The organism is Pseudomonas sp. CCC4.1 (genome assembly GCF_035019225.1).
GTDB classification, from domain to species: domain Bacteria; phylum Pseudomonadota; class Gammaproteobacteria; order Pseudomonadales; family Pseudomonadaceae; genus Aquipseudomonas; species Aquipseudomonas bubulae.
Window position 1 is genome coordinate 1 of record NZ_JASJWL010000032.1, and the last position, 17,961, is coordinate 17,961.

Annotated in this window: 13 protein-coding genes; 5 read left to right on the forward strand and 8 right to left on the reverse strand. The window is 57.8% G+C overall.

Annotated features, from left to right (window positions below):
* Window positions 1-241 precede the first annotated feature (241 nt).
* The 3 genes from QN377_RS13980 to QN377_RS13990 all read left to right on the forward strand — a co-directional run bounded on the left by QN377_RS13980 (window position 242) and on the right by QN377_RS13990 (window position 5,845).
* A complete protein-coding gene (locus tag QN377_RS13980) occupies window positions 242-2,620 on the forward strand; it encodes an efflux RND transporter permease subunit (RefSeq protein ID WP_322213135.1) in 2,379 nt (792 codons plus the stop codon).
* A 139-nt stretch (window positions 2,621-2,759) separates the two neighbouring features.
* Complete coding sequence (locus QN377_RS13985; RefSeq protein ID WP_322213134.1) at window positions 2,760-4,142, forward strand: DUF1329 domain-containing protein; 1,383 nt, start codon at window positions 2,760-2,762, stop codon at window positions 4,140-4,142.
* 89 nt (window positions 4,143-4,231) lie between these two features.
* Window positions 4,232-5,845, forward strand: coding sequence for a DUF1302 domain-containing protein (locus QN377_RS13990; RefSeq protein WP_322213133.1), 1,614 nt, complete (start codon window positions 4,232-4,234; stop codon window positions 5,843-5,845).
* A 72-nt stretch (window positions 5,846-5,917) separates the two neighbouring features.
* On the opposite strand, the gene QN377_RS13995 is transcribed toward QN377_RS13990, so the two are convergent.
* From QN377_RS13995 to QN377_RS14030, 8 genes are all read right to left on the reverse strand, one after another.
* Window positions 5,918-7,102, reverse strand: coding sequence for an acyl-CoA dehydrogenase family protein (locus QN377_RS13995; protein ID WP_095018862.1), 1,185 nt, complete (start codon window positions 7,100-7,102; stop codon window positions 5,918-5,920).
* Window positions 7,099-8,271 carry an acyl-CoA dehydrogenase family protein gene (locus QN377_RS14000; protein WP_095018863.1) on the reverse strand — a complete coding sequence of 391 codons (1,173 nt, stop codon included), beginning with the start codon at window positions 8,269-8,271 and terminating at the stop codon, window positions 7,099-7,101. The genes QN377_RS13995 and QN377_RS14000 overlap by 4 nt, the downstream gene beginning before the upstream one ends.
* A gap of 99 nt (window positions 8,272-8,370) precedes the next feature.
* On the reverse strand, window positions 8,371-9,684 hold the full coding sequence (locus QN377_RS14005; RefSeq protein WP_301448610.1) for a hypothetical protein: 1,314 nt from the start codon (window positions 9,682-9,684) through the stop codon (window positions 8,371-8,373).
* A 19-nt stretch (window positions 9,685-9,703) separates the two neighbouring features.
* A complete protein-coding gene (locus QN377_RS14010; RefSeq protein WP_301448611.1) occupies window positions 9,704-10,207 on the reverse strand; it encodes a CS1 type fimbrial major subunit in 504 nt (167 codons plus the stop codon).
* Window positions 10,207-10,947, reverse strand: coding sequence for a pilus assembly protein (locus tag QN377_RS14015; RefSeq protein WP_095024488.1), 741 nt, complete (start codon window positions 10,945-10,947; stop codon window positions 10,207-10,209). Before QN377_RS14015 ends, QN377_RS14010 begins: the two co-directional genes overlap by 1 nt.
* Before the next feature lie 38 nt (window positions 10,948-10,985).
* The gene (locus tag QN377_RS14020; protein ID WP_301448612.1) at window positions 10,986-12,233 is read right to left on the reverse strand and encodes a hypothetical protein; all 1,248 of its coding nucleotides are present in this window, start codon (window positions 12,231-12,233) and stop codon (window positions 10,986-10,988) included.
* A 71-nt stretch (window positions 12,234-12,304) separates the two neighbouring features.
* Window positions 12,305-14,824: a CS1-pili formation C-terminal domain-containing protein gene (locus QN377_RS14025; protein ID WP_095021349.1), complete on the reverse strand. Its 2,520-nt coding sequence runs from the start codon at window positions 14,822-14,824 to the stop codon at window positions 12,305-12,307.
* 101 nt (window positions 14,825-14,925) lie between these two features.
* A complete protein-coding gene (locus QN377_RS14030) occupies window positions 14,926-15,420 on the reverse strand; it encodes a CS1 type fimbrial major subunit (protein WP_232527604.1) in 495 nt (164 codons plus the stop codon).
* 604 nt (window positions 15,421-16,024) lie between these two features.
* Here QN377_RS14030 and QN377_RS14035 point away from each other — a divergent pair.
* Complete coding sequence (locus QN377_RS14035) at window positions 16,025-16,789, forward strand: enoyl-CoA hydratase family protein (protein WP_095018868.1); 765 nt, start codon at window positions 16,025-16,027, stop codon at window positions 16,787-16,789.
* A 10-nt stretch (window positions 16,790-16,799) separates the two neighbouring features.
* The gene (locus QN377_RS14040) at window positions 16,800-17,954 is read left to right on the forward strand and encodes an acyl-CoA dehydrogenase family protein (RefSeq protein WP_095018869.1); all 1,155 of its coding nucleotides are present in this window, start codon (window positions 16,800-16,802) and stop codon (window positions 17,952-17,954) included.
* Window positions 17,955-17,961: the final 7 nt, after the last annotated feature.

Here is a 17,961-nt window from a genome sequence, read left to right on the forward strand (position 1 = left end):
CTCTGTAGATACTCTGTTGCAGGTCAAGCCCTATTGTGGGAGCGAGCCTGCTCGCGAACGACCTTCGCGAGCAGGCTCGCTCCCACAGTTGCAGTGTTCCTGCAGCAGCCTTCGTTCCTCGGCAGCTACAGGGGCAGTTGCCCCATCCCTCAAACAGCCTAACCCTTACGGACGATGTTCAAGGCCCGGCCCCGTCTGATTATCGCGATCACTTTCAACCAGTGTGCGAGGGACCGCGAGCATGGGCGCTTTTGTCTTGTCATCGGCTGTGCAACGCTGCGCCGAGCAGTTGATGGCCCGGCGCAAAGCCTTGCTCGGCTTTTTTCTGTTGCTCACCCTGGCCTTGGGCTACAGCGCCACCCAGGTTCGCCTGGACCCCGGTTTCAACAAGCAGATACCGGTGCGCCATGCCTACATGATCAACTTCCTGGACTTCAGCCGTATCTTTACCGGCGCCAATCGCCTGCTGGTCAGCGTGCACTGGAAAGGCGAGGGGGATATCTATAACCCCGAGTTTCTCCAGACCCTGCAAAACGTCACCGATGACGTGTTTTATCTCTCCGGGGTCAGCCGCCCCAGCGTCACCTCGCTGTTTACCCCCAACGTGCGCTATATCGAAATCACTGAAGACGGCTATGTCGGTGATCTGGTGGTGCCGCCGCAATACGCCGCCACCCCCGCAGATTTGCAACAGGTACGCAGTAATGCCGCACGCTCCGGGCAGATCGGCCGGCTGCTGGCCAATGACCTCAAATCCGCGCTGGTGCGCGCTGACCTGCAGGACATCGATCCGAAGACCGGCCAGCCCGTAAGCTACATACAAATTGCCCGTGGCCTGGAAGACATCCGCGCCAAATACGCCAGCGACGATATCGAAATCAATATCGTGGGTTTTGCCAAACTGGTCGGCGACGTGGTCGAAGGGCTGAACACGGTGATGGGCTTTTTTGCCATCGCATTTCTGATCACCGCTGCGCTGCTGTGGTTGTATTCACGCTCGTTACGCCTGACCCTGGTGGCGCTGTTTGTCGCCTTGCTGCCGGTGATCTGGTTGCTTGGCCTGCTGCCGTTGCTGGGCCTGGGTATCGACCCGATGTCGATTCTGGTGCCGTTCCTGATCTTCTCCATCGGTGTGTCCCACGCCGTGCAAATGACCAACGCCTGGAAGCAGGAAGTGCTCGCCGGGAGTGATTCGGTGAGTGCGGCCAAGGTGGCGTTCAGCAAGATTTTCATTCCCGGTGCGCTGGCGTTATTGATGAACGCCCTGGGTTTCGGGGTGATCATGCTGATCGATATCCCCATCGTCCACGAGCTGGGCGTCACGGCCTGTATCGGTGTGATGCTGATGATCATCACCAACAAAATCGTTCTGCCGCTGCTCATCGCCCATCTGCAACTCGAGCCGCACCTGATGACGGTCAGGGCGCGCATTGCCAGCTCGCGTCACCCCCTGTGGTGGCGATTGTCGGCGCTGGCCACACCGGTACCGGCACTCTGGGTGTTTGCCCTGAGCCTGCTGCTGCTGGCGGCAGGCGCGATCAAGGCCCGCGAACTGGCCACTGGTGATATCGGCACCGGCGCGCCGGAGCTGCGGGCCGACTCGCGCTACAACCAGGACAACCAGAAAATCATCAGCAGTTACGCCATCGGCCTGGATGTGCTATCGGTGTTTCTGACCATTCGCGATCGCAGTGAAGCCTGCCTGGACCCGGCCGTCATGCGAGCGGTGGAAACATTCGACTTCAAGATGCGTGAAGTCCGCGGTGTGCAATCGGTGCAGAGCGTAGCGGGGATGAGCAAGCAGGTGATTGCCGGCAACAACGAAGGCAACCCGCGCTGGGCGGCCATCCCCGGTTCCGCCCAGGGCTTGCAACAGGGCGCCTACGCCTATTCACCGGACTCGGGGCTGGTGACGGACGGCTGCCAGAAAATGCAGATCCTGGTGTTCCTGACCGACCACGAAGGCGCCACCGTGGCCCATGTGCTGGATGAGGCCAGGCGCATTATCGCTGCGATTGCCGTGCCGGGGGTGGAGTTCAAGCTGGCGGGGGGCAATATCGGCGTGATGGCGGCGTCCAATGAAGCGGTCAAGCAGGCCGAAGTGGTGATGCTGGCGGCGTTGTTTGTGTCGGTGGCGCTGTTCTGCCTGCTGACCTTTCGCTCGGTGCGCGCAGTGCTGTGCATTCTGGTGCCCTTGGCGATTGTCGCGGTGCTGTGCAATGCACTGATGGCCCTGCTGGGTATTGGCCTCAAGGTCGCGACCTTGCCGGTAATGGCGCTGGGTGTGGGGGTAGGGGTGGACTACGGCATCTATCTGTACGAGCGCATCGAGCATGAGATGGCCGCGGGGCATGACCTGCGCGAAGCCTTCTACCGCGCCATGTGCCAGCGCGGCACGGCGGCGGTGTTTACCGCGCTGACCATGTCGCTGGGGGTGTGCACCTGGGTATTTGCGCCCCTCAAGTTCCAGGCCGACATGGGTGTGCTGTTGGCCTTCATGTTTATGGTCAACGTGCTGGGGGCGATCTTCCTGCTGCCGGCACTGGCTGCGTGGTTCAACCTGGGCAAGCCGCTGGTGGAACCCGCGATGCTCACGATTGCGCAATCAGCCAGAGCGTGAGTGGGCGCCAGGTTTCAGGTGGGAGCGGGCTTGCTCGCGATTCAGGCGCCGCGATGTATCAGCCAGACCACGTCGATCCAATCGCGGGCACGCCCGCTCCCACCAGTAAATGTGCATGACCAATAAAAAGGAGAACTCCATGGGACGCATCACCCATATGGGCGGCTGGCTGTCAGTTGCCCTGGCATTGCAGGGTTACAGCGCTCTGGCGCTGGCCCAGGCCCCTGCCGACCAGATCACCCGGCTGGGCAAGGACCTGACCTGTGTCGGCGCCGAAAAGGCGGGTAACGCCGCAGGCACCATCCCTGCTTTTGGCGGCCAATGGCTGGGCGCGGCACCGGGGATGAAGTTCGAGGGCACGGGCAAGCATCCCGTAGACCCTTACCCCAACGAAAAGCCGCTGTTTGTGATCACCGCGCAAAACCTCAGTCAGTACGACGGGCACTTGTCCGAGGGGCAAAAGGCCCTGTTCAAACTCTATCCGCAAACATTCCGCATGCCGGTTTACCCTTCGCACCGTGACTTTCGTTTTTCTGACACGGTGTGCAAGGCCACTCTGGAAAACGCCTCGGTCGCCAAGCTGGTCGATGATGGCGAAGGCGTGGTGGCCCGCACTGGCGGCGTGGCATTCCCCATTCCGCAAAACGGTATCGAGCTGCTGAAAAATGCCTCGCTGTTTACCGTGCGTGCCTGGACCGAGGAATACACCTCGGACAACGCTTATGTGCTCAAGGACGGCAATATCAACTGGGGCCGCGTGCACTCGCGCAACATGGCGCCGGGGCTGGAGCCGGGCAAGATCGGCGATACGGCGGGCAATTCGTCTTTCTACCTTAACGAAACCCTGCTGCCACAGCGCGACAAGGGTGAAATCAATACCGGTACCGAGTACTGGAACGACAAGACCGAACCGCGCCAGAGCTGGCGCTACGACCCGGGTACGCGGCGTGTGCGGCAGTCGCCGGGTTACGGTTTCGACATGGCCTTCCCGGGCTCCGGCGGTTCGATCACCGTCGACGAAGTGCGCATCTTCAACGGCTCGGCCCAGCGCTACAACTGGAACATTGTCGGTAAAAAAGAGCTGTATATCCCCTACAACACAGCACGCCTGCACGCTAATGACCTCAAGTACGCGAGCATGCTCACCCCCGGGCATATCAACCCTGACAACATGCGTTACGAGCTGCATCGTGTGTGGGTGCTTGAAGGTGTGCTCAAGCCGGGCAACCGCCATCTATATGGCAAGCGCACGCTGTATATCGACGAAGACAGCTGGTTCCCGATCATGGGTGACAACTACGACAACCGCGGCGAGTTGTGGCGCACCTCGATGGTCAATTACTTCTATGCCCCGGAAACGCAAACCTGGCAGGCCGGTGTTGGCCTGTATCACGACCTGAACGCTGGCAGTTATCTGGCCTTCAACCTGATCAACGAACAACGCAACGGCTATGTGCTGAACAAAGGCGGTTTTGCTGCTGGCGATTTTGGCCCCGAAGCGGCACGTCGGGCCGGCAAGTAACGCCCTGACGCCATCCTGCTGTCTGCCACGGGCCCTGCCTGTGCGCAGGTGGCCGGGCGGAGCAAAACAACAATAACAAGGAGCAAGGCATGTTCAAGCAATACACGCGTGTTGTCGGGACCGGTTTATTGTCGGGGCTGAGCGGTCTGGCCCTGGCGGCACCTACCCTCGAGCTGGGCGAAAACACCACCCTCGACTCTTCCCTGACCGTCAACTACACGGCCTCGATGCGTATCGCAAAACCGGATCACGAATACCTGAACAACATCAACTACGATGATGCCACGCGCAACTTCAAGCGCGGCTCGCTGATCAACAACCGGGTCAGCGTATTTGGCGAGTTGATGCTCAAGCACGACAACCTCGGCGCCGTGGTGCGCGGCAGTCATTTCTATGACGAGGTCTACCACCAGCGCAACGACAACGACTCACCGGACACGGTGAACAAGACCGGACGCTACAACGACTTCAGCCAGGACACGCGCAAACTCAGCGGCAGCAAGGCGCGGCTGCTGGATGCTTATGTGTATGGCGACTTTACCGTCAATGACGACCAGTACCTGTCACTAAAGGCCGGGCGGCATCTGGTGGCCTGGGGCGAGAGCCTGTTCTGGCCCAACATCAGCCAGGGCCAGGCACCGGTGGATTCGACCAAGTTCAACGTGCCCGGCACCGAAGCCAAGGATGCCTACTTGCCGGTGGGGCAGATATCGGGCGCGTGGTCAGTGAACGAAGACCTGACCCTGCTCGGGTTCTACCAGTACAAATGGGAAGAAACCCAGCTCAACCCCGTGGGCGACTACTTTGGCAGCGATACCTTTGGCCCGGGGGCCGAGTTTTTCCGGCTCGCCCCGGGTATCGTCGACAACCTGCCCAACGGGGCCGCAGTCGGCTACGCCGGCTCGGTCAAACCGGGCGACAGCGGCGAGTGGGGCCTGGGCACCCGATACCGGGTGACGCAAAACACCGAGGTCGGCCTGTTTCATTACAGTTATCACGACCGCGTCCCGGCACTGTTCTTCGACTTTACCGGGCAGACCCATTACTCGTCTCTGAACAAAGTGGGTGGCAACGGCAATGGCCCGAGTTACCAGCTGGGTTACTTTGACAACATCAAGCTCACCGGCATCAGTTTCACCACCAAAGCCGGTGATTCGGTGCAGTTCGCCGGTGACCTGAGCTATCGCGACGGCGCGGCGGTGTACCTGAGCAACGGTGCGCCGGCGCGGGGGCAGGTGTGGCAGGGAAACCTGAATGCCGTGTACATGATCGGGCCGACGTTTATGGCGCAGCAGACCACCCTGATGACCGAGGTGGTGCACCAGCGCATCCAGGGCGTGGATGACCTGACCATTAGCGGTGGCGGGGCGGGCACGGACGGGACTTTCAATAAATATGTGTATGACGGTCAAACACGGGGTTCAAGCCTGTTGGGGATCGGCGCCTATTTCGATCACCCCAGCGTATTCAACGGCTGGGACTTGACCACCAAGGCCACCTGGACCCAGAACATTGACGGCAGTGCCTATTCGGGGTTGGGCCGTGCTGAAAAGCGTCTGACAGTGGGTGGTGATTTCAAGTACCTGGGCAACTTTCAGCTGGGGCTGACTTATGTGGCGTATTTGAGCTCGGCCGATATTGCCCAGGGACGGACAATGGCGGATCGGGATTACCTGTCGTTCAATGGCAAGTACACCTTTTGACCCGGGCCCTCACGGCAACCCTCTCCCGGAGGGAGAGGGGCGGGATGAGAGGGCTTGTGATTCTCAGCCCGTCTACCGGGCCTCCCGCGGCATCCCCAGCGCTCGTTCGGCAATGATATTGCGCTGAATCTCATTACTGCCGCCATAAAGGGTATCCGCACGGGTAAACAGAAACAGCGCCTGCAACCGTGTCAGCTCATAAGGCGCCCCGGCCAGCAACTCGGCCTCTGGCCCCAGTACATCCATCGCCAGCTTGCCCAGGGCCACATGCCAGGTCGACCAGGCCAGTTTGTAGATCGTCGCTTCAGGCCGCAGGCTGCCATCCTGTACCCCGGACAACATGCGCAACGAGTTGTAGCGCAACACCCGCAAGCCGCTCCAGGCCTGTGCGATGCGCTGGCGCAGCACCGGGTCTTGCGCCGCACCATTGGCCTTGGCAATACGCACCACTTCGTCCAACTCATTCTGAAACTGCATTTGCTGGCCCAGGGTCGATACCCCGCGTTCAAACCCCAGCAGCGCCATGGCGATTTTCCAGCCATCACCCGGTTGGCCGATCAGGTTGTCTGCCGAAGCCCGCGCCTGATCAAAAAAAACCTCGTTGAATTCACTGGTACCGGTCAATTGCCGGATCGGCTGTACCCGTATACCCGGCTGGTCCATCTCCACCAGCAAGAACGACAGGCCGCGATGGCCAACACTTCCCGGCTCGGTACGTGCCAGCACAAAGCACCAGTCCGATTCATGAGCCAGTGAGGTCCAGACCTTTTGCCCGCTGATCAACCATTGCCCGCGGTCTTCATCGAAACTGGCGCGGGTCTTTATATTGGCCAGGTCCGACCCGGCACCCGGTTCGGAGTAGCCCTGACACCAAAAGTGCTGGCCCGCCAGTATCGGCGGCAAAAAACGTTGCTGCTGTTCCTGGCTGCCAAAGGCCGCAATCGTCGGCCCTACCAGCCCTTCGCCGATATGGCCCATACGTCCCGGGCCACCCGCCCTTGCGTACTCTTCGAAAAAGATCACTTGCTGGCTGATGCTCAAGCCACGGCCGCCATGCTCGGTGGCCCAGCCAGCACCCACCCAGTGGCCTTGGGCCAAGACCTGTTCCCAGCGCTTGCGCAACCCGGGAGCAAAGTCCTCATCCCCCGGGCCACCGCGAAAGCGCAAAGCTGCAAAGTCACCGCTCAGGTGCTGCTGCATCCACTGCGCAACCTGTTGGCGAAACTGCTCATCTGCTGCGCTAAAACCGATATTCATGTGCACTCTCCGAAAATCTGCCGGGCCAATTGCTCGCGATGAAACGCCGGGGTGCCGAGCATCTGCTCACTGGCCCGGGCTCGCTTGAAATACAGATGCGGGTCGTATTCCCAGGTAAAACCCACGCCACCGTGCAACTGGATGGACTCGGCGGCACACTGGAAAAAGCCTTCGCTGGCAAAAATTTTCGCAGTGGCCGCGGCTTCCCCAAGTTGCTCACGGATACCCGGATCACCATCGATATTCAGGCACTCGGCGGCGATGCAGGCAGCGTAGTAACTGGCCGAGCGCGCGCATTCGATGGCCAGCATCAAATCGGCACAGCGGTGCTTGATGGCCTGGAAACTGGCGATAGTGCGACCAAATTGTTCGCGGCCGCTGATATAGGCCAGAGTGATGTCCAGCGACTGCTGTGCGCCACCGGTCTGCTCGGCCGCCAGGCCAACACAGGCTATCTGCAGCACATCGCGCAGCATCGGCCAGCCTTGCCCGGGTTCGCTGAGCAACTGATCGTCGTGGACGACTACATCGTTCAGGGTGATGGTAGCCAGGCGGCGGGTCTGATCCAGTGTCGGTTGCCACTGGCAAACAATCCCGGGAGTATCGGCAGGCAGTGCAAACAGGCGGATACCGGCTTCGCCGACGCTGCCCGGCGTGCGTGCGGCAATGATCAACAGCTGGCAATCGCTGCCATCGATCACATAGTGATACTCGCCATTGAGGCGATAACCCCCCGCATGGCTCTGCGCATACACCTGCACGGCGCTGTCGTCCCAGCGAGGCGCGCTGGTGTAGGCGAGGCTGGCGCGAATCTCACCGGCGGCAATCAACGGCAGCCAGCGTTCCTTGAGTGCTTCATTGCGACTGAGCAGCAGGGCAGGGGTGGCCAGGCAGCAGGTTGCAAAGAATGGTGTGGGCAGCAGGCAGCGCCCGAGCTGTTCCTGGAGCAGACTGACTTCGACAAAGCCCAGGCCAAGACCTCCATAGGCCTCGGGGATCGCCAGTGCGGGCCAATACAGCTCCCTGGCCATTCGCGCCCAGGTAGCGGTGTCGTACCCCTGATCGCTGGTCATGGCCGTGCGCACCGCAGCGGAGCTGGCCACTTGGTTCAAAAAACGTTCGGCGGATGCCTGAATCATTCGCTGTTCGTCTGTCAGGGCAAGCTCCATATGGGCCTCGTCGTAAAAATACGGATCAAGGCGCCAGCATGAAAGCGCGCAGCACGGGTGCAATCCCTGAGCCGGACTAGTCCGTTTGATTAGCCCGAGTCAGATTTCGGAGTCCCAGACTACCGTGATATTCCCGGAATACTTGCCTTGCTCGGACAACATCTGCAGGACATGCTGCCTTTGTATTTCAAAATGCAGCGTGGATGGCTTGTTATCGACATAGTGCGTGGACTTGAACAGCAGTCCAGTTGAAGCCCTCAGGGGTTCTCGAGAGACCGAGGAGTCATCATCATTGCCGATGCCATTGGGCATGCTGACCAGAACATCGACTGGAACTGAGTGGCCGCTGCTGGTATTGCTGATTGCGCAGGTATCGCCTACCAACCGGTCACAGGCCAGTTGCATCTTGAAACGTGAGCTGGCAGAAATCATGAAAGGCTGATCCCGAAAAAGTTTCTCGGGCGTGCGGCCATTTTGCATCCATTCTTGCCAACTACCCTTGGGTGTCAGTTCTACTTTATTGCCGCCGGGTGGAATATCCACTTTAAGGGTGTGCTGGACATTAAGCAGGAATTTGATCGTGAGTATATTGTCGCTGGGGAGCATATTGTCTCCCATGTCAATGTCTTGGTAAGGCCCCACGGTATAGTTGATTTCACCATTATAATCACCCGATGACATTCCGAGTGGGTTGGGCGTCTTCATTTCATAAGAGAAGTCCAGGGTTCGATAAGTGAAGTTGGGGATGTCGTACAGTGCTGCTCTACTACAGGTTGCTCCGGAGACAGGTGTTGTCCAGTAGATCGGGATTCCGAACCAGTTAGCGACGAATGTCGTCGCACCAATGCAGGTGCCAGCCCCCCGCCATAAATAACCTCCCACCCATAATTTATTGAGACCATCCGACCAGCTGCTTGCATTGGGTACCAAGGTATGGATGTTCTGTGGTTCGATAGATGTATATGTTCCAATGCCGGTGATACGAACCTGTAACTCTTCAGTTTCCAGCGTTTGAGCATGGGTGACGATCAGAGTACGCCAATCACTGTTTGCCCGAATCATCATGCCTTGCCTGGGGTCTGGGTTGTTGGCAATTATCCGGCTGGAGTTGCGAAAGGAAATAGGGGCGGAAATGCTGATAATGCCTTTATTGATACAGGTTTGAGGCACGTAGCTGCAGTAGTGGCTATTGCTGGGTGTTTTGTTTGTGAATGTATTTTGGTGTGGAAGTGCCGGGTCGGGCTTGAACTCGGCCCGCACATTGACGTTCGCAGCATACACAGGCTGAAGAAAACCAAGTGTCAATACAAAAATGGCCAATACACAAGTTTGCCGATATATTGAGAATGGTGCGTTATTCAAACGGGTGGGGTTGTGGTCAATGACAGAGGCCCTGGAGGGTTTAATCTTCATGCTATTACCTGAGTGCTGTTTATTGAGCTGCAGAAGGCGTCGGCCCATCAAACATGATTTGGACACTGCCAAAGTATGCCCCTGGCTTAAAACCTGTTTCAGGCTTGATCGCCTCGATTCGTAAGGGAACCCTGTAACCCGTTTTGGCTTCGTTGTCGGGCACGACCACTGTGTCGGTCAGCGCAAGTTCGTGGCCATTGAACTTGACCCGCAGGCTGATCAGATCCCGTCCGTTGGACAGTATTGATTCATGGCCCAGGCGTGCGGTAATGGCGCCACTGCGACTGCGTACATCGAATGATGCCTGCAGGGGCTCCAGATACCCGCGGGCAAGGTTCCACTTCATTATTTGTGTGCGTTCAAGAAACTGCGACTCCACGGGCAATATATAGAAGTCCGGGGTCGGAATAGTGACACTCACTTCAAAGATGTGTTCTTCGCGCGCTGCAAACCCCGCTTGCATCCAGAGTGCCAGGCTTGCCGCGACAGTCAGGCATGAGATTTTGCACGCAGATAGATGCATCAGCCTTTAACCTCCATGGGTTTATTGTTACTGCCCTCAATCAGGATAAAGCGATAATGACGGCCAGCTTTTTTGGTAAAGCTGAACAGGCGACCCGGCAAGATATGGTTTTTGGTAACGGGCTCGCACTCCAGCGGGTTCTGGACGGAGCAATCTTTGAATTCATCAAGCAGCATGATGGTATTGCCGTTGTTTTTGACTGAGTACTGTTGTGCGGTGTCGTTTATCTGGGTATCAAAACCGGCGTTTTCAGGGCGTACAACAAAGAAGGTGCCATAGCCTGCGAGCACGTTGATCCCGGCCGACAGGGTCTTTTTATAGACGTCGGTTTCTTCGGTGGAAAGGGCAAATTCATCTTCTTTTTCCGGCACGACCGGCACAAAACGCACGCGAAAGTACCGCTCTTGGTCTCGTATCCCCTTGAACAGCAGGCGGGTGCCCTGGGTGCCGCTGGCAGGGATTATCAGCCGTGCCGGGCTGGCGATCAGGCCATCACGCATGGCTGCATTGCCTTGGGTTTTCAGCGGTACTTCTTCTGAAGTGCCGTCGGCTTTGTAGACTATCTCCAGTATGGAAACGCGAACAAAGGCGGTGCTGCCGCCGCCGTTATACACCCGCTTCAAATAGGTGCTTTTATCGCCATCCATATAGTCAAAGACGGTTCCGACGTTGATACTGGGGCCCGCGATGGCACCCAATGAGATACCCCATAGACTGAGTATGGCACTTGCAAGTTTCATGGTAAGTTCCTGTTTTCTCTATTGACTACCCGGGAGTCTTAAACTTCCGAATCCCAGATGACGGTCACATTTCCTTTATAGGTGCCTGCCTGGTCGAGCATTTCATTCACGTATTTCTTTTCGATTTCGAAGTGCAGTACCCCGGTTTTTCCATCCACATATCGGCTGGGCTGGAACAGTTCAGTACCCTGGCCGCTTGTAAGCAAGGGCTTACGGGTGATCGAAGCGCCGTTTGAATCGGTAATGCCGCCGGGCAGACTGACAAATATATTGATCGGCACGTTGTGGCTCACGTTGTTGCTGAGTGCGCAGGTGTCGCCCATGACTCTTTCGCAGCTCAACAGCATCTTGAAACGTGAACTGGCGGAAACACTAAAGGATTGGTCGCTGGCAAGTGTTTCCGGTACTCGAGCTATGAGCAACCATTGATACCAGCCGCCTTTGGGAACCAGCTCGACCCTATTACCGCCCGGGGGGATATCAACTTTTAAGGTGTGCTGAACGTTCAGGTTAAAATTGAGATTCAGCACGGAGCTGTTAGGGATCAACAAATCACCCATGTTGAAATCCTGGTAAGGCCCTATTGTGTAAGCCAAGTTTCCGGAATAGTCACCTGCTGACATGCCTAATGGATCAGGTGTCTTTAATTCGTAGGCGAAGTCCAAAGAGTGGTATGCCAACTTTGGGATGTTGTAAAGTGCCTTTTTGGCACAGGTTACATCGGCCTCCGGTGCTCCCCAAAAGAACCAAAAATTTCCACCGGTGTAGAGGGGCGTCGATTTTCTGGTGCAGGGTGACGGCGGTATCGACCAGTTACTTCCGGACCACAGTTTGTTATGCCCGTCCCCCCAGCTTGTCGCACCAGGAACCAGGGTGTGTACGGTGTCGGGGTCAATGCTCAGTACTGTACCAAAACCGGTTATACGGATCTTCACTTCCTCTGTTTCCAGAGTCTGGTTGTGCCTGACGGTTAATGTCCGCCATGCTCCCGGGATTGTCACCATCGCACCTTGACGCGGATCTGTGTGATTGGCTACTACAGGCACCGCAGACCTGAAAACTACGGGGGCGGCGATGCCGAACACGCCTTTGGAAGCGCAGTCAGCAGGGTTGTAATAGCAATATTGACCGGTATTCGGTGTTTTATTCGTAAATACATTGCGATTGGGAAAGGCGGGGTCAGGTTTGAACTCTGCATTTATTGTTATCTCTACCCCGTGAGTATTGGGCGGGGCAACAAGGCCACAAACAAAAATCAATACAATACCGGCAGCGGTTTTTGCCATCCGATTTAGCCTGCGGCTTTGTACCAGACTCAATAAACACTTTACGTTGAAGTCCGCCAGATTGTTCCGCTTCATCCTGCTGCCTCAACATTATTAGCCGATTCTGCCAACGTGTCGGGATGGCAACGCAGGTCGCCGATTTCCAGCACATTGTTCTGCCTGAGGGTTTTGGTGATGTCGATACGGAATTGGCAGAGTAATGCTTCGTCCTTGCGCACTTCCAGAGTGGGAGTGCCGGCGTTCATCTCCATTGAGAAGAAACCGTCCACTTCACTGATGCCGCGGCTGGTGGTGTTGATGATGTGATAACCCTTGAGCGGGTTACCGTCCGCGTCAATCAAGCGGCCAAGAACGGTGACGGTATTCACCACGTTGATCTTGCGGTAGCCCACGCCGCCCTTGTTCAGGTGATAACGGGCGCGAGGTGGCTGGATCGCAGCGGCGGGCACGTGGTTGCCCTGAAAGTCGAAACTGACTGAGCTGCTCTCGTACGCGGTGAGGGGAATATAGTTGCGGCCGGGGCGCAGCATGGTGCTGCCACCGCTGAGGTCATCGGCACGCAAGGCAATGTTGGCGATATCGGACTCGACGTCGACGATCATTCCGGCCCCGCGCCCGGAGGGCTCACTGCTCATGGCCATGGTCAAGCCGCTCAGGGCGATGGTGCTGTCCAGGTTAAGGCCACCGCTTAGGTAGCCGTTATAAGACGAGCGTTGCACAAAGGTATCGGCGCTGAGGCTGTCGGTCAGGAAGGTCGCCCGGCCATTGACGCCCACTCCGTAGGTATCGGTACTTGCGGTGGCAGCCACGCTTTGCAGGACGTGGCCTTCGATATTTTTGCTGTAACTGAGGGAGGCATTGTTGTCACGCTCACCGTCCCGGCCGGTGCGTGACCCCAGGCTGGCTGACCAGCGTTCACCCGGGCCGCCGAGGGCCAGGCTGATGCTCAGGTCGACCCCGCGATTGCGCTTGTTGCCGGAACTGAGGCTGCCGGGTCGATCAAAGACCGACAAACGCCAGTTACCGTCGCTGCCAAACAGGTGCGTGGGTTGCGCCCAGCCCACGTCCAGGCCGTAGCCGCGGCTATAGCCATTGCTGTGGGAGAGGCGGGCACTCAAGGTGCTTTGCAGGCCGAAGCGATGGTTCAGGGACAGGGCGGTAGTGCTGGTCTGGCCCACATAGCTGGACTTTGTGCGCAGGCGCGTGCCGTCCGGCAGGGTTTCGTAGGTGTTACGGGTGTCGAGCCAGCTGCGGTTGTGGTTGAACACGACATTGCCGAGGCCGTAGTGGTACTGGCCGTTAAAGTCGACACCGGTGCCGTAGCTTTGAGTCTTGTAAAGATTGGCATAAAAGGTGAGATTGCTGGCCAGCGTCCAGTCAATGGCGGTGCCCCATTGCATCCTGTTTTTTACCTGGCGCGCAGACAGACCCAGGATGGCGCGCGGGTGCAGCAGGTAATTGAGCGAGGCGCCGGCGGTCATGTCGCCGGTGGCCTGGTCGTCCCAGTTGCTCAGCAGTTTGCTTTCGCGTCCGGCGAACAGGTTATAGCGCCATGGGTCGTCGTAGTTGCGCCAGTTGGACGGTTTATAGATCAGCTCCGAAGACGTGCTGCTAACTCGGCCGTCTTCGACCAGGCGAACCTCGACTTCGTAAATACCGCTGGGCAAGGGGCGGGTATCGAGGCTCTGCAATCCGGCGGCAACCAGCTGGGAATTGATCAACAGGCCGTTGCGGTAGATTTGTGCCGTTGCCGGACGACTGGCGGTGACATACACCGGGTATACGCCGGGTTTGGCTTGATCGATGACCAGGCTGTCGGAACTGCCATACATGATGCCCACTGTGGTATCGGGGCTGGCGCCAAAAGTGCGAATTTGCCGGGTCAAACCTTCGGAGCCTGGAGTGAAATAGCCCAGGCGCAGAAATGTACCTTCCAGTTCACGCTGGGTGTGGGCTTCATAGACAGCATGTTTGAGCTGACTTTGGTCCGGACCATCCATGCGTGTGAGTTGCAGGTTGAGCGTTTGGCTCCAGTGGCCGATGCTGCCGCTGGCCTCCAGGCCATAACGACCGTCAACTTGCTCTCGCTGGCCGGCGGTGAGGTTTAGCTGATTGCGCACAATCAAACCGCCGCTGCCGCCGCTGGGCAATTCGTGATAGCGGCTCTTCTGATAATCCTGTTCCGCCCTGGCGGTCAGCAACGAGACCATGGAGTTTTCCAGGTTGTAATGAACCGCCATTAACTGTTCGGGGCATTTGCCAGTGCAGGCTCCCAGTTGCACTCCTTGCTGGAGAAACTCCGACCAGGTGTCGCGCTCACTGGCCGGAATCTGGCTGGCGTTGAAGTCGGTGAACTCAAGGAGGGTCAGACGATCATCGCGGGTCAGTACGACCATGGCTTCACCCACCAGTTGCGAGTTGCGCTCGACCTGAACGGCCAGCGGTACATCGAAAAGGTGCTCTTCGAAGTCAGCCGGCAAGCCTTTGGCCTGGGCAAGCAAACTTCGGGGTGTACTGACTTCTGCGGCTGCCATTGATGCTGCAGGGAACAACAAGGCCAGCGTCACCGCGATGCGAGTCATCGGGAACATAAACGCAATACTCTAATAACGGACAGTCAATCCAGAAGAGGCGCCCGGTCGAAAACCGGCCGGGCGCGGGTATCGCCAGATGAATCAACGGTGTTGGCAGATCAGGGGGTGGGTGGCGTGCTGTCGAACATCACGGTAAATGCGGTACTGAAATTGCCAGAGGCACCTGTTGGTATGGCGCCAGCAGAAACCTCCAGCTCTGCAGTACCGCCTGCGGCGGAGGCGGGGGCGGTTGCCACCTCCAGGGCTGCAGCCGTAAGGGTCACACCGTTGAATTTGGTGGTCAGAGGGATGTTGTGTGCGGTGTTACCGTTGAACAGCGCCCGTGGCCCGCCATCGATATACGCGCGCAATGCACCGCCTGTGCTCTTGTAGGTGAAGTTTTCACGAAGGCTGTTGATTTTGTTTTGGCCGATGTCATAGCCCATTACTTCAGCCTGACCGAAGGTCGGGCTAGAGGCTTGTGCATAGAAAGCAGTGCTTGGAACAGTGGCGCTGATATTAATCTGGGTACTTGTACTGTCGGCAGCCCATGCACTGGAAACACCGAACACCATTACTGCCGCAGCAACCAGAGCGGTTTTGTTTATTAACATTTTGTTTACCTGTTGTATAATAGGTGTAAAGGAACATGCATTTGTGGAAACAGAGTGTTTTCCAATCGGCCGAGGATGATTAAGTTTGAATTCCGTCCAGATATCTGGCGTTTGTCATCAGGCTGGAATGGGCTTTCGACCCCCGGCTGGTCAAGCTGGATCAGAATATTAGAATTTCAGGATGGTTGAAGTAGCCAAGTGCGAACGTTTAAGTGGCTTTGGTCTTGCGATCTTGCGGCTTTCTTCCTTTGATAGTTGAGTGAATAATCCTGCTTGTATGAGTTCCTCCTGTAAGTGCAGGCTATGGCAACAAGTTGTATTGTTTGAGCTTTGTTATTTTCTGCTGGGGCGGCTGATCTGTTTTTATAAGAGAGTGCTGTGTTGTTTGAGTGAAATATCCAAGTAAAACGTAAGTTCATTAGTTCTTATGGCGTAGGGTGTGATTAATTAATGATGATTGATCGCTGCCGCGGGCATTTACTTGTGGCTATACGGGCGTGCGCCTGTGGCTCTGTGTCTTATGTTTAGTCTCAACGGACGATGATCCGCCTCGCGCGCCTTCCCATACTGCTCCCATGGTTTTTTTGCCAATCCAGGAGCACATGTGAACAGCGCAGCCCATACCGCATTTCAGACCAGTATCGACGCGGGCGTCGCTGAACTGGTGATCGACCGGCCACCGGTCAATGCCCTCGACAGCCAGGAATGGCTCGATCTGGCACGTACTCTCGAAGCATTGGGGCAAGACCCGCAAGTGCGAGTCATCGTGATCCGCTCCGAGGGCCGTGGCTTCTGCGCCGGGGTCGATATCAAGGAACTGGACGCCCACCCCGAACGTATCGTGACCGTCAATGCCGGCAACTACGCCACCTTCAAGGCCATTCACCGCAATCCGGTGCCGGTGATTGTTGCCGTGCATGGCTATGTGCTGGGTGGCGGGATCGGTATTACCGGCGCTGCCGATATTGTCGTTGCCTCCGATTGCGCCAGTTTTGCCTTACCCGAAGTGGATCGCGGCGCCATGGGCGGCGGGGCGCATTTGCAGCGTCTGTTCCCGGTGCAGAAAGTCCGTTATCTGTTTTTGACCGGCGACAAGATCAGTGCCGTTGACGCCCAGCAATACGGCTTTATCGAGCGCGTGGTGCCCCTTGAGCAATTGCGTGAAACCGCGCTGCAAATTGCCCGCAAGATCGCCAGCAAAAGCCCGGACATGATCCGCATCGCCAAGGAGGCCCTGAACGGTATCGAAGACGGCAACCTGGAAGACAAATACCGCTGGGAACAGGGGTTCACGCTGCAGGCCTACAACAGCACGGACTCCGCCGAAACCCGCCGCGCATTCGTTGAAAAACGCGACGCCAACTTCTGAGGAGCTGACGATGGATCTGACCTACTCCCCCAAACAAAAGGCCTTTCGCCAGGAGGTGCGCCAATGGCTGGCGGACAACCTGCCGACCACGCCGCTGGCCAGCTACGATACCCGCGAGGGCTTCGAGCAACACCGCCAGTGGGAAGCCAAATTATTCGAAAACCGTCTGTCGATGGTCATGTGGCCCACCGAGCTGGGCGGGCGCGGCTGCGACCTGATCGAGTGGCTGATTTTCGAAGAGGAATATTACGGCGCCGGCGGGCCGATGCGGGTCAATCAGAACGGCCAGCTGTTGCTCGGCCCGACGCTGATGGAGTTCGGCACCGAGGCGCAAAAACTGCGTTTCCTGCCGCGCATGGCCGCCAGTACCGACATGTGGGCCCAGGGCTGGTCCGAACCGAACGCAGGTTCCGACATGGCCGCTATCACCAGCAAGGCCACCCGCGATGGCGACAGCTACGTGCTCAACGGCCAGAAAACCTGGTCCACACGAGCGATTTTTGCCGACTGGCTGTTCGGCCTGTTCCGTAGCGATCCGTCGTCCAGCCGCCATCACGGGCTGTCCTTCGTGATGGTGCCGCTCAATGCACCGGGGGTCACCGTACGCCCGATCAAGGCCCTGAACGGCAAGGATGCGTTTGCCGAAGTGTTCTTTGATGACGTGCGCATCCCGCTGGAAAACCGTATTGGCGATGAAGGCCAGGGCTGGCATGTGGCAATGGCCACTGCCGGCTTCGAGCGAGGTCTGCTGCTGCGTTCCCCGGCCCGTTTTCAATACACGGCGCGCAAATTGGTGGAGCTGTACCAGGCCAACCGCACCAGCGCCGATCGTGATCCGAGCCTTGGCGAGGCGGTGTGCAAGGCCTGGTCGGACGCCCAGGCTTACGCCCTGTCTGCGTACCACACCGTGGGCCGCCTGAGCCGCGGGGCACAGATTGGCGCCGAGTCGAGCACCAACAAAATATTCTGGTCGGAGCTGGATCTGCGCATGCACGAAACCGCCATGCGCATTCTCGGCGCCAGTGGCGAGCTGACCGGTCAATCGGAGGGCGGCTACAGCTGGCTGGACGGCTTTTTGTTCGCCCAGGCCGGGCCTATTTACGCCGGCACCAACGAGATCCAGCGCAACATTATCGCCGAGCGCATGCTCGGCCTGCCGAAGTGAGGCCGGG